The following is an 11,690-nucleotide window of genomic DNA, read 5'->3' as shown; positions in this document are numbered from 1 at the left end:
GGCCCCCGGTTCGGCCCCCTGAACCAAGTCCCGACGCACACCCCCCCGGCGCCGGGACTTTCCCTGAGCCGGGCTTCGGCGCCCTTCCCCCCGGGTGCCGGGGCCCGGCTCTCTTTGCGCGGGCATGCTGATGGGCGGGGCACCCCGTACCTGAACCCCGGGGTGGCCCGCCGGATGGCAGATTGTGCCACATGGGCATAGCCTGCCGGTGTGAGCAGCCCCACCCCCGCATCGAACCCCCGTACTTCCCCCCGGGCGGCGCAGGTCTCCCTCACCGAGCGACGCAAGGCCGCAACCCGCATGGACATCGCCCGCGCGGCCGCGGGACTGTTCGTGAAACAGGGACTTCGCGCCACCCGCGCCGAGGACATCGCCCAGGCCGCCGGAGTGGCCCCGCGCACCTTCTACCGCTATTTCGCGTCGAAGGAGGAGGCCGTCGCGCCCCTCTACGCCGCGGGCGCCCAGCGCTGGACCGAAGCGGTGGCCGCGGCCCCCGCCGAGCTGTCCCTCCCGCAGGCCCTGGAACACGCCGCGCGCCACACGCTGACGCCCGGCCAGGGAGTCTCCGCGGCCTCCTGGGAACTGGTCCGCACCCTGATCCGCCTGACCGACACCAGCCCCGCGCTGGGCAAGGTGTGGGCGGAGGTGTGCCACACGTCGGAGGGGAGGCTGGCGGACGTACTGGCAGGACGGGGCGAGGCCGGCGGCTCCGACAACGTTGGCAAGGACGCGGCAGCAAGCCCCGGTCACTCCTCCACACGACGCTTCGCCGCAGCCGTCGCCGGCGCAGCAGTACGCGTGGCGGTCGAGAGCTGGGCAGCCGGCACAGCACCGGCAAGCGGCCCCCGAGGCCCGGCCGCACTGGCGCTCCACAACCTGGAAGCGCTACGGGACTTTCCTTGGACGGACCTTGTGGGGGCATAGCGGTCGGCGCCGGCGTGGCGGGGCCCGGTGGCCCCTGACGCCGTGACGCCGTGACGCCGTGACGCCGTGACGCCGTGACGCCGTGACGCCGTGACGCCGTGGTGCCCTGGCGTCCTGACGGACTGAGGCGCTGAGGCGCTGAGGCGCTGACGGGCTGACGGGCTGGCGGTCCTGACGGGCTGGCGCGCGGATGGCCTGGCGGCCTTGATGCGCTGATGGCGCGGCGGCGCGGCGGCGCGGCGGGCTGGGGCCCTGCGGGACTTTCCGTGGACGGATCTTGTGGGGGATGGCACTCGGCGCCGGCGCCGGCGCAGTGGGGCGTGGTGGGCTGACGCCTGGCCGGGCTGACGGCCTCGCGGGCCGGCGGGCTGATGCCTGACGGCCTTGACGTCTACAGGCCTGGCGGGTTGGCGACGCGTGGTGCCTTGAGGGACTGACGGCGTGGCGCCTGACGGCGTGGCCCTTGACGGGCTGGCGCCCCGGCGCCGGAGAACGCGTCACCCTCCCGCCGCTCGCGACAACCGCCCGCCCAACTCCCGTACGGAGTGCACCAGTTCCCTCGGCTCGTGCACCGTGAAGTCGATGCCCAGGAGGGCGAGGCGGGCTGCCAGCCAGTCCACCGCGTCTCCGGTTCGTCCGCGCAGTCGGCAGGAATCCTCGTCGAGTGGCTCCGGTGTGCCCAGCCACGACGGGGCCCGCGCCGCGACGGCCTCCGCGGAGGCGGCGAAGGTGACCTCGAAGTCGTACGACTCCTGGTGCCGCTGCATCGAACGCCGCAGATACTCCGCCGCACTGCCCGTCGGCAGTTCCCGGGGGGCGAACCGGGCGCCGGTCGCGAGGGGCTCGCGCACCCGGTCGACGCGGAAGGTCCGCCAGTCGGCGCGATCGAGGTCGTACGCGACGAGATACCAGCGACGCCCGGTCGAGACGAGCCGGTAGGGCTCCGTCAGGCGCCGTGACTCGGTCCCGTCACCGGCGCGGTAGGCGAACCGCAGCCGTTCCCGCCCCGCCACCGTGGACGCCATGACGGTCAGCGTCTCGGGCGCGATGCTCGCCCCGTCCCCGATGGTCAGCGGCGTGGTCGCGGCCTGCAGTGTGGAGACGTGGTGGCGCAGCCGGGCGGGCAGGACCTGTTCCAGCTTGGCGAGGGCCCGCACGGACGCCTCGTCCACGCCTTCGAGCGCGTGTCCGGCCCCCGCCCGCAGCCCGATGGCGATCGCCACCGCCTCCTCGTCGTCGAGCACGAGCGGCGGCATCGCCTTGCCCGCGACCAGCCGGTATCCGCCGTCCGCGCCCATCGTGGCCTGCACGGGATAGCCGATCTCACGCAGCCGGTCGACATCGCGCCGCACCGTGCGCCGGGACACCCCGAGCCGGTCGGCGAGCTCACCGCCGGGCCATTCGCGGGGCGTCTGGAGGAGAGAGAGGAGCTGGAGCAGCCGGGCCGGGGTGTCCGTCGTCATGAGTTCGAGGATGCCGCACAACTAGGACACGATCTGACCTAGTGGGGCCGTAGCTTCAAGACATGACCTCCACAGAAACACCAGTTCCGAGTACGGCCGGTACGGCCCCCGTGGCGGACCGCCGCCGCTGGTTCGCTCTCGCGATCGTGATGACCGCGGCCTTCATGGACCTCGTCGACGTCACGATCGTCAACATCGCGATCCCGTCGATCCAGCACGACGCCGGTGCGTCCGTCAGCCAGATCCAGTGGATCACGGCCGGTTACGCCCTCGCCTTCGCCGCCGGTCTGATCACCGGTGGACGGCTCGGCGACATCCACGGCCGCAAGCGGCTGTTCCTCATCGGCATCGGCGGCTTCACCGCCGCGTCGGCGCTGTGCGGCTTCGCCGCGAACCCGGAGATGCTGGTCGCCTCCCGCATTCTGCAGGGCGCGATGGCGGCGATGATGGTGCCGCAGGTCCTGTCGATCGTGCACGCCACGTTCCCGGCGCACGAGCGCGGGAAGGTGTTCGGCCTGTTCGGCGCGATCGTGGGGCTGGGAGCCGTCTCCGGCCCGCTGCTCGGTGCGCTGCTGACGGAGTGGAACCTGTGGGGCCTGGAGTGGCGGCCCATCTTCCTCATCAACCTCCCCGTCGGCATCGCGGGACTGATCCTCGGCAGCCGCTTCATCACCGAGTCGAAGGCCCCGCGGGCGCTGAAGCTCGACCTGGTCGGGGTCGTCCTCGTCACGCTCGGCCTGACGATGCTGCTCTACCCCCTGACCCGCGGCCGTGAGCTGGGCTGGCCGCTGTGGGGCCACCTGTCGATGGCCGGCGCGCTCGTCGTCTTCGCGGCGCTGGTGGCGTACGAGAAGCGCAAGGCGGTGCGGGACGGTTCCCCGCTGGTGGAGCTGTCGCTGTTCCGTGTGAAGAGCTTCGCGGCCGGGATCGCCGTACAGACCGTCTTCGGGGTCGCGCTCGGCGTGTTCTTCCTGGTGTGGACGCTGTACATGCAGACCGGCCTTGGCTGGAGCCCGCTGCGGGCGGGGCTGACCGGCGTACCGTTCTCGATCGCCGTCTCCACGGCTGCCGGCCTGTCCGTGCAGCAGCTGGTGCCGCGCTTCGGCCGCCGGGTGCTCCAGGCGGGTGCACTGCTCATGGCCGTCGGCGTCCTGCTCTACATCTGGGAGTCCGACCGCTACGGCATGGCGATCGCGTCCTGGCAGATGGCGCTGCCGCTGGTCGTGATGGGCGTGGGCATGGGCCTGATCGTCGCTCCGCTGACGGACGCGGTGCTGTCGGACGTGCCGCGCGAGCACGCCGGGTCGGCCTCGGGGCTCATCAACACCGTGCAGCAGATGGGCAACGCGCTGGGGCTGGGGCTCGTCTCGGTGGTGTTCTTCGGTGAGATCGGCGACCGGTTGACCCGGGCTCAGGTGGGGCCGGCGTTCGCGAACGCCTTCCAGCACGCGCTGGGTTGGGTCGCGGGCGTGATGGGTGTCATCTTCCTGCTGATGTTCGCGTTGCCGAGGCGTGCCGTGCAGCATGCCGAGGGGGGCGCGCAGCTGGAGGCGGACCACGGCGCGGACGCCGAGCGGACCGCCGGCGGACCCGCGCGCGAGCCGGCGTCCGAGGGTGTTCCCGAGCTGGTCGGGTGACCGGGCAAGCTCCGCCCGCCTCCCGCGATGTGCGGGCGGCGGGCACCCTGTAATCTGCGTGCTGAATCCTGCTCCCGCGCGGGCGCGAGCAGTCCCGTGCACCTCTTGGAACCCCGGAAGCGGCGGACGTCATGGCAACGAGGGAACAGGCCTCCTCACCCGAGGCGGCGGCGCCGCAAGCGGCTCAGTCCAACTGGCTTCCCGCCCTGTCCCTGCTGTCCTTGGGCGAGATCGCCGCCCTCGACAGCACGGCCCTGGAGCCGTCCGTCGAGCACCTCAGGCTTCGCGTCAACCGGCCGCTCAGCACCGTCGCGGGCAGCTCCGGCAGCTGAGGGCCCGTCTTCCGGATCCCCGGTCCGCACACGCCGTGCCCGGACTCCCGGGTAGCGATTAGGGTGCACCGCACGTCTCTCCCGCCGTGAACGAGGAAACGTCGTGCCGATGCACCATCACCACCTCTCCGACTCCGCCCTGCGGTCGCTGCTGTCCACCACCGAGGACGAGCACGCCGTGGCCGAACTCCTCGACGCCGAAGTCAGCCGGCGGCTGCTTCTGTTACGAGCGGTTCTGGACGCCTCGGACGATGTTCCCGAGGCCGGGCAGGCCGGCGTACGAGAGGCGTGGCGGCTGCTGGAGGACGCCGAGAAACTTCAACCGGCGGGGTTCCGTACGGCGCTGCTGGACCCACAGGTGGGACTGTGGGCGGCGAGTGTGTTCAGGCGGTTGTCCCGGGTGGCGGCGGATGCCGGGGACGTGGCGCCCGATGAGCCGCCGCTGCACGCCGAACTCGGTTTTCTGAGCCTCCTCGCCGCGTCCGTCTCCCTTGTCGCGGGTGCCGACTTCCGTGTCCGGGTGCCTGTGTGGCAGGGCGCGGTGTTCCTGCCGGGACTCGGACGGGCGCTCGTCGGGGGCGAGGCATGGGGCTGGGCCGAGGTGGAAGCACGCGACGGAGTGGCGACCGTGACGCCGGAGGCGCTGACGGTGGACGGTGCGCGGGCGGCGGTGACGCCGGACGGCGCGCAGAGGGCCGTGGCGGTGGGCGGTGCGTGGGCGGCGGTGACGGCGGATGGTGTGCAGACGGCCGTGGCGGTGGGCGGTGCGTGGGCGGCGGTGACGCCGGACGGCGCGCTTGCGAGCGTGGCGTCGGACGGTGCGCAGACGGGCGGTGCGCCGGCGGCGGTCACGCTTCCCGTGGACCCCGAGTCCGACGGCCCCGGCTGGCAGGGACTGCGCCGGCTCCGCTCCGTCGACGCCGGTACCGCGCTCACCCTCACCCTCACGCTCGACGACCTCGGGCCTTACCCGGCCGTGCACGGCCTGCAGACCTCCGGGCGGCTCAGCCCCGCCCAGTTCGCCTGCTGGCAACGCTGGTTCGACGAGATGTGGCCCGTCCTCGCCACCGGCCACCCGGCCGCGGCGCGCGCCCTGTCCGCCGGCCTCCTGTCCGTCGTCCCGCTGCCGCGCGGGGAACGACTGCGGGCCCGGGCCGCCTCATCCAGCGATGCCTTCGGATGCGTGCTGCTGTCCGAGCCGGACGAGGACGCCGAGTGGCTGCCGGCCCAACTGGGCGTGGCCCTGGTCCACGAGTTCCGGCACACGCTCCTGAACGGCCTCATCTTCCTCACGCCTCTTTTCGACGAGTGCGGCGAGCTCTTCCATGCCCCGTGGCGCGACGATCCGCGCCCGTTCGGGGGGCTTGTGCACGGGGCGTACGCCTTCTCGGGGGTCGCGCACTACTGGCGTACGCGCGGTGCGGACGGGCTCGCGGGCTTCGAGTTCGCGTTGTGGCGCAGCGCCGTGCAGGCCGTGCTCGAAACCCTGCGTGACCATCCGGCGCTCACGCCGCTGGGGCGCGACCTGGTCAAGGCCCTGGACGAACAGACCGCACCCTGGCACGAGGAACCGGCAGGAACGCACGAGCACCACCTCGCGCACCTCGCCGCCACCCACCACCGCGCCACCTGGCGAGCCCACCACCTGCACACGCCCTCCTCGCACGCGGAGGCCCTGGCGCGGGCCTGGGAGGAGGGCGGAGGGCAGGCAGACTCACCGGACCCGCGACCGGCGCTCCCGCCGCGCCCCGTCGACGGTGACGCGCACCACGGGCCCCGGCTTCGTACCGACCCCGGTGCCTGCCGGCTCGATGCGCTGGCCCTGCTCGCGCGGCTCAGCATCATCGCGCCGCAGGAGTTCGACGCGCTGCGTGCGGAGGAGGAGCCCGCACGGCTGGTGCCCGGGGTCGGGGTCGCCGAACTCGCGCTGGTGGGCGGGGACGCGGAGACCGCGGTCAAGCTCTACGTCGACGAACTCGCGGACAGCCGTGCGAGACCCGCGGCCTGGGCGGGCCTCGGCCTGGCCCTGTCCGAGTGCGGTGAGTCGGCCGCCGGTGCCGTGCTCACCGAGCAGCCCGAACTGGCCCTGGCCGTCAGCCGGTTGCTGTCCGCCCCGCCCGATCCGGTGGCGCTGGCCCGCTGGCTGGCCCGTTGGCCGGTGCGGTAGGGCCGGTCACAACGGCATCGGGTCGATGTCGCAGTCGGCCCGGTGCTCCCAGTCGGCCGCCGGTGCCGTGCTCACCGAGCAGCCCGAACTGGCCCTGGCCGTCAGCCGGTTGCTGTCCGCCCCGCCCGATCCGGTGGCGCTGGCCCGCTGGCTGGCCCGTTGGCCGGTGCGGTAGGGCCGGTCACAACGGCATCGGGTCGATGTCGCAGTCGGCCCGGTGCTCCCAGTCGGCCGCCTGGGTCACCGCGGGGTGGCTGCTGCCCAGCTTGCGGGCGAGACGTTCGCGGGTGTCGGTGTGGAGGGCGTCCGCCTCCTCGGTGCGGCCCAGCGTGCGCAGGTCCATGGCGAGGTTGGCGGCGCAGGCCAGGGTGGAGGGATGGTCCTCGTCGAAGACGGCCTGCGAGCGGCGCAGCGTCTGCGTGTCCAGCTCCAGGGCGGTCGCGGCGTCGCCGAGGGCGAAATGGTCGCTGGCGAGGTTGGTGCGGCAGACCAGGGTGGAGGGATGGTTCTCGCCCAGCGTCCCCGTGAACTCCTCCAGCACCACCGAGTTGATGTACTGCGAGGCCGCCGCGTTCCCCAGCAGCCGGTAGGTGATCGCCAGGTTCAGCGCGGCCGACAGCGCGTGCGGATGGTGTGTGCCGTACGTCCCCTCGTACTGCCGGCAGATGGTGGTGCCCAGCCTCAGCGCCTCCTGGAGGTCCCCGCTGTGCCGCCGGTGAACCGTCAACTCCAGGGTGGCTGCCATGGATTCGGGGTTGTGGTCGCCGTAGCGGCGTACGAGTTCGGTGCGTGCCTGATCCGCCGTGGCCGCCGCCTCCACGTGCTCGCCCGCCTTGCGCAGTGCGACCGCGAGATGGCGGAAGCAGGAGAGAGTCAGCGGGTTGTCGTTGCCCAGGAGCGTGCTCGCCTGCTCGACGATCTCCCGGTGGTACGTCAACGCGGTCGCGTAGTCGCCGAGTTCGCGTGTGTCCAGGATCAGGCCGAGCCAGGTGCGCAGTGAGTTCACATGGTCCTGGCCGTAGATCTCGGTCCAGCTGTGCCAGGTCAGCTGGTCCAGTTCGCGGGCGCGGCCGAAGTCGCCGACCAGCCGCAGACTCACGCCCATGTTGTGCGCGGCCCGCAGCGTCTCCGGGTCGTCCGGGCCGAGCAGCCGCTGGTACTGCTGGTGCACCGACTCGGACAGCTCCAGCGCCTCGCCGAACGCACCGCGGACCCGGTGGTCGATCGCGACGTTGCCGAGCGCGTCGATGGTGTCCTGGGCCTCGGGCCCCATCAAGCCCCGATAGGCGTCCAGCACGGCCGAGTTGAGCTCCGCCGCCTCCGGATAGGAGCCCATGGTGAACAGCAGGAACCCCAGCCATTTCGCGATCAGCAGGGTGTGGCCGTGGTCCTCGCCCAGCTTCTGGGACCAGGTCTCGTGCGCGGTGCGGGCGAGTTCGAGGCAGGACTCGTAGTCGCCCCAGCGCAGCAGTGCGATGACCTCGTTCACCACCAGGTTGCGCACCCAGCTCTCGTCCGACTGGACCGCCTCGGAGACGACGACGTGCGGATAGAGCGAGCCGTAGCGCTCCCAGCGCACGGCGTTGTCCGGGTCGTTCGGGTCGCTCGCCGCCAGCAGCAGATGCGCCCCGCGCCGCATGTCGGCCCGGTCGTCCTCGGTCATCCGGAACAGCAGCGCGGCCTGCACCAGACGGTGCATCTGGAGGGAGTTGTTGCGGTGGTTGAAGCGGGCGAGTGAGTAGCGGCCGATCTCCCGGATGACCTGGCCCAGGCGGATCGGATCCTCCAGTGCCGCGTCCAGTTCCGGGGCGATCGAACCGCGCGGCATACGGGCGAACAGGGTGCGCGCGATGGGTTCCGGGGCGTAGAACGAACACACCTGCAACAGCTGGTAGGCGGCCGGGTTCTTGGACTCCAGCTGGTCCAGGGAGATGTTCCAGGCCGCGATCACCGGGTGCTGGTTGTCCAGCGGTGCGGTGCCGCGCAGCAGGTCGACGCGCTTCTCGTTCAGCAGCCGCAGGTACTCGTCGACGAGCATGCCGGTCTCGGCGTGCCAGGCGGCCGCCTGCTCGATGGCGAGCGGCAGGTCACCCAGCGCCTCCGCGAGCCGGTCGGCGTCCTCGTCGCTGATCTCCGGACCGCGCACCCGCAGCAGCTGCTTGCTCTCCTCCCGCAGGAACACGTCGACCTCCAACGGCCGCGCGATGCTGGCCCATTGGGGGTTGCGGGAGGTGATGAGGATGTTGCCCGGCCCGCCCGCCGGGAAGAACTGCCGTACCGCTTCGGGGCTTTCGGCGTTGTCGAAGACCAGCAGCCAGTTGGTGTACGGCACTCCGATGCGCAGTGCCTCCAGGACCGCGGCCACCGTGGAGGAGGAGTCGCTGCCGGGCTGCAGATTCAGCCGGGGCGCCAACTCCACCAGGGACAGCGAGATCTGGGCGGTGCGCTCGGCCGAGATCCACCACACCACGTCGTACTCGGTCATACGGCGGTAGAGGTACTCCACCGCCAGCAGACTCTTGCCGACGCCGCCCATGCCGTGCAGCGCGTGGGGCAGCACGGCGGTCGCCTTCTCCCGCAGCAGCCGCTGGTGCAGTGCGTCGAGGAGTTCCTCGCGACCGGTGAAGTTCGGGTTCCGGGGCGGGATGTTGCCCCAGACCGTGGGCGTGTTGCGGGTGCGGTCACTGCCCACCGTGTGCGCCGGGGTCTGTTGCGTCATCGCCGGCCTCCCCTTCGGCTGGATCGGCTCAGTCGGCTGAGCCGTCGGACGGTCGGCGTCGTCCGGGGTCCGGGCGACGGCATGGCTGCGTGGTGCCGGTGCGGTGGTGCCCTCGTACTGTGCGCGCTGTTCGCGTTCCTGGTGGGCCGCGACGGCCGCGTCCACCTCTCTCGCCGGTTTCAGGAACGGTCCGGACAGGGCGTGGAGCACAGCGCTCTCCGCCGCGAGCCACGGCCCGGACTCCTCGTCGACCGGCGGGAGTTCGTGCACGGCGGCCCCGCGCAGCAGCCGGGGCAGTCGCCACAAGTGTTCCCCGTCGGATCCCGTGCGATCCCCCACGAGTTCCACGGCTCGTACGACATCCGCGCGCCGCGCGGCGGCCAGCAGTTCCTCCCGCACACCCGCGGTGAAGGCGAACGCCACGCGCGTGCCGTCGCGGTCCGGCCCGCGCGGGGGGTGCGCCGGCCGGAGCAGGCCGTGCACCAGCAGCTGGGCGAGGTCGGCGAGCGAACCGCCCGGCAGCAGTGCGCGGTGCACGTCGGCCACGACCGGCCTGCTGAGCGGGACCGCGGCGAGCATGGTGGCCAGCGTGAACACGTCCCTGGAGACCGCCGACCGGAACCGCACGACGCGGGTCGCGGCGTCCGAGGGGGCCTCGCCGTCGCCGTTCTCGTCGGGCACGCGCGCGCGGGGGAACACCACCGTCAGCGGCAGCCACGCCGACGGCGCCCCGCCCAGCAGCGCGGCCCAGGCGTCCAGCCAGCGCGGGGTGAGTTCGAGCACCGGGACGGGCACGTCGGGCTGCCGTCCGGGAGGCAGGCCCGGCACGTCGGGGCCGAGGCCGCGGGCCCGCCAGCGCAGCCGGTGGTTGGCGGCCGCGGACGTGCGGGAGCGCAGCAGCACCTGCCAGCCGCGCAGTCCCGTGGCCGGCCACAGCGGGTGCGGCAGCAGATGGATCAGGGCGACCGGGCCGGCCTGTCCCCAGCGGCGCAGCAGCGGCTCCACGGCATGGGAGCGCCAGCGGGGGCCCGCGCCGTCGGTGAGCAGCAGCGTCAGCCGGGTCCCGGCGTCGTGCCGCGGCAGCGTCGCCGGGTCGACACTGCGGGGATACGGCAGCCGGTGCACGGTGATCCGCCCGAACACACCGCACGCCTGCAGCGCGCCGACGAACTCGTGGGCCGTCTCCCGCCAGATGCCCATCGTGGGCCCCGAGTCGACGACCACCGCGACGTCCCGACGGCTGCGCCCGAGCGCCCTGCCGACCCGGCGCAGGGCGCCGCCGAGTTCCGGGGACAGAGCGGGGGAGAGGGGCGCGGCGCCGGCCTTCGGCCGCGTTCGGGCCGACCGCGGCGGGAACGCGCGTCCGCCGTCGTCCGTGGGCTCCGCGGGCGGCGTTCGCGGGCTGCCGCGCCCGGTCATGTCTCCTCCGCCGCGGTCCACTCCCAGACCGTGTCGACGGCCTCCTGCCAGCTCCCGCCCGCCGCCAGGCCCTGGAGCACGCCGCCGACGGCCAGGTGCAGGGAGTCCAGGAAGCGTTCGACGACGGGCCCGTCGGTGCGCACGGCCCGGTCGAGGAAGGCCTGCACCACGTCCGGTGCCGGACAGCCCCCGGTGGGCCCGGCGCTGTCCCCCCGGCCTGCGGGGAAACGGTTCGCCGCCATGGCCCGCAGCAGGTCGGGACCCGGCCGCGGGAGTCGCAGGGCCACACAGCGTCGTACGAGATCCAGCGGCAGTTCCCGCTCCGCGGCACTGGTGATCACCACGATGGGGAAGGCATGGCAGCGCACCGCCCCGCCCGGCACCGGCACCACGGCCTGAGCGTCGTCGGCGGTCGCCAGGCGCGTGACACCGCCGGGCACGGCGAACCCGCCCGCCGCCAGCACCGTGCACAGATCCTCCGGCAGCGCGATCTCGGCCCGGTCCAGTCGGTCCACGAGCAGCACACGCGGCCGACTGTGCGGAAGGAAGGCGGTACCGAGCGGGCCGAGGCGCGCGTCGGCGCCGTGCGCGTCCTGCGCGCCGTGGCGCGAGCTGCCGTACGCCTCCTCGAACAAGCCCTCCCGCAAGGTGCTCAGCGAGGTGATCTGCCAGCGCAGCACGCGGCCGAGGCCCAGTTCGCGGCTGATGCGGTAGGCGAGGGACGACTTGCCGGTGCCGGGTTCGCCGGTGACCAGCAGCGGGCGGCGCAGGTGCAGCGCGGCGTTGACGCGGGCCACCATGTCCGGTTCGGCGGGCAGGGGTTCGCGTCCCTCGCCGAGCAGCACGCGCGCGTACGGGTCGTCGGCGGGCGGCGCGGGCAGGTCGGGGCCGCCGCGGAAGCTGCGCCAGGGCGGCGGCTCCGGTAACTCCCCGGCCGTCGCACCGGGCAGACCCGTGCCCCGGTACGGTCCCCTCGACTCCATCTCCGTCGGCATCTGCGGCCGTCCCTCCGGGTGCTGGCTCGGTGTG

The 11,690-nt window shown here is 73.1% G+C and carries 8 protein-coding genes; 5 read left to right on the top strand and 3 right to left on the bottom strand.

All coding sequences use genetic code 11. The features are described from left to right. Positions 1–300 precede the first annotated feature (300 nt). Positions 301–924 carry a TetR/AcrR family transcriptional regulator gene (locus ACYUED_RS17895; protein ID WP_491294313.1) on the top strand — a complete coding sequence of 208 codons (624 nt, stop codon included), beginning with the start codon at positions 301–303 and terminating at the stop codon, positions 922–924. A gap of 497 nt (positions 925–1,421) precedes the next feature. On the opposite strand, the gene ACYUED_RS17890 is transcribed toward ACYUED_RS17895, so the two are convergent. Continuing rightward, positions 1,422–2,387: a helix-turn-helix transcriptional regulator gene (locus ACYUED_RS17890; RefSeq protein WP_491293274.1), complete on the bottom strand. Its 966-nt coding sequence runs from the start codon at positions 2,385–2,387 to the stop codon at positions 1,422–1,424. A gap of 62 nt (positions 2,388–2,449) precedes the next feature. Between ACYUED_RS17890 and ACYUED_RS17885 the strand changes: the two genes are divergently transcribed. The 4 genes from ACYUED_RS17885 to ACYUED_RS17870 all read left to right on the top strand — a co-directional run bounded on the left by ACYUED_RS17885 (position 2,450) and on the right by ACYUED_RS17870 (position 6,698). Next, on the top strand, positions 2,450–4,024 hold the full coding sequence (locus ACYUED_RS17885; RefSeq protein ID WP_491293273.1) for an MFS transporter: 1,575 nt from the start codon (positions 2,450–2,452) through the stop codon (positions 4,022–4,024). A 131-nt stretch (positions 4,025–4,155) separates the two neighbouring features. After that, a complete protein-coding gene (locus tag ACYUED_RS17880) occupies positions 4,156–4,356 on the top strand; it encodes a hypothetical protein (RefSeq protein ID WP_266516023.1) in 201 nt (66 codons plus the stop codon). Positions 4,357–4,465: 109 nt separating this feature from the next. After that, positions 4,466–6,523, top strand: coding sequence for an aKG-HExxH-type peptide beta-hydroxylase (locus ACYUED_RS17875; RefSeq protein ID WP_491294311.1), 2,058 nt, complete (start codon positions 4,466–4,468; stop codon positions 6,521–6,523). Between the two features lie 25 nt (positions 6,524–6,548). After that, positions 6,549–6,698 (top strand): hypothetical protein, encoded by a 150-nt coding sequence (locus tag ACYUED_RS17870; RefSeq protein WP_491293272.1) that lies wholly within the window; start codon positions 6,549–6,551, stop codon positions 6,696–6,698. A 6-nt stretch (positions 6,699–6,704) separates the two neighbouring features. Here the strand turns inward: ACYUED_RS17870 and fxsT are convergent, their stop codons facing one another. Both fxsT and ACYUED_RS17860 read right to left on the bottom strand, forming a co-directional pair. Further along, the gene (gene fxsT, locus ACYUED_RS17865; protein ID WP_491293271.1) at positions 6,705–10,661 is read right to left on the bottom strand and encodes an FxSxx-COOH system tetratricopeptide repeat protein; all 3,957 of its coding nucleotides are present in this window, start codon (positions 10,659–10,661) and stop codon (positions 6,705–6,707) included. Further along, positions 10,658–11,656 (bottom strand): MoxR family ATPase, encoded by a 999-nt coding sequence (locus ACYUED_RS17860; RefSeq protein WP_491293270.1) that lies wholly within the window; start codon positions 11,654–11,656, stop codon positions 10,658–10,660. The genes fxsT and ACYUED_RS17860 overlap by 4 nt, the downstream gene beginning before the upstream one ends. Between the last annotated feature and the right edge of the window lie 34 nt (positions 11,657–11,690).

The sequence above is a fragment of the Streptomyces sp. DF42 genome (genome assembly GCF_058267695.1).
This window is presented reverse-complemented; position numbering and strand designations above follow the sequence as displayed.

Excerpts from the sequence above, each read along its gene's own strand:
- ACYUED_RS17880 (WP_266516023.1), top strand. The coding sequence starts at position 4,156 with ATGGCAACGAGGGAACAGGCCTCCTCACCCGAGGCGGCGGCGCCGCAA.
- ACYUED_RS17860 (WP_491293270.1), bottom strand. The coding sequence starts at position 11,656 with ATGCCGACGGAGATGGAGTCGAGGGGACCGTACCGGGGCACGGGTCTG.
- ACYUED_RS17885 (WP_491293273.1), top strand. The coding sequence starts at position 2,450 with ATGACCTCCACAGAAACACCAGTTCCGAGTACGGCCGGTACGGCCCCC.
- ACYUED_RS17890 (WP_491293274.1), bottom strand. The coding sequence starts at position 2,387 with ATGACGACGGACACCCCGGCCCGGCTGCTCCAGCTCCTCTCTCTCCTC.
- ACYUED_RS17895 (WP_491294313.1), top strand. The coding sequence starts at position 301 with ATGGACATCGCCCGCGCGGCCGCGGGACTGTTCGTGAAACAGGGACTT.
- ACYUED_RS17870 (WP_491293272.1), top strand. The coding sequence starts at position 6,549 with ATGTCGCAGTCGGCCCGGTGCTCCCAGTCGGCCGCCGGTGCCGTGCTC.
- ACYUED_RS17875 (WP_491294311.1), top strand. The coding sequence starts at position 4,466 with ATGCACCATCACCACCTCTCCGACTCCGCCCTGCGGTCGCTGCTGTCC.
- fxsT (WP_491293271.1), bottom strand. The coding sequence starts at position 10,661 with ATGACCGGGCGCGGCAGCCCGCGAACGCCGCCCGCGGAGCCCACGGAC.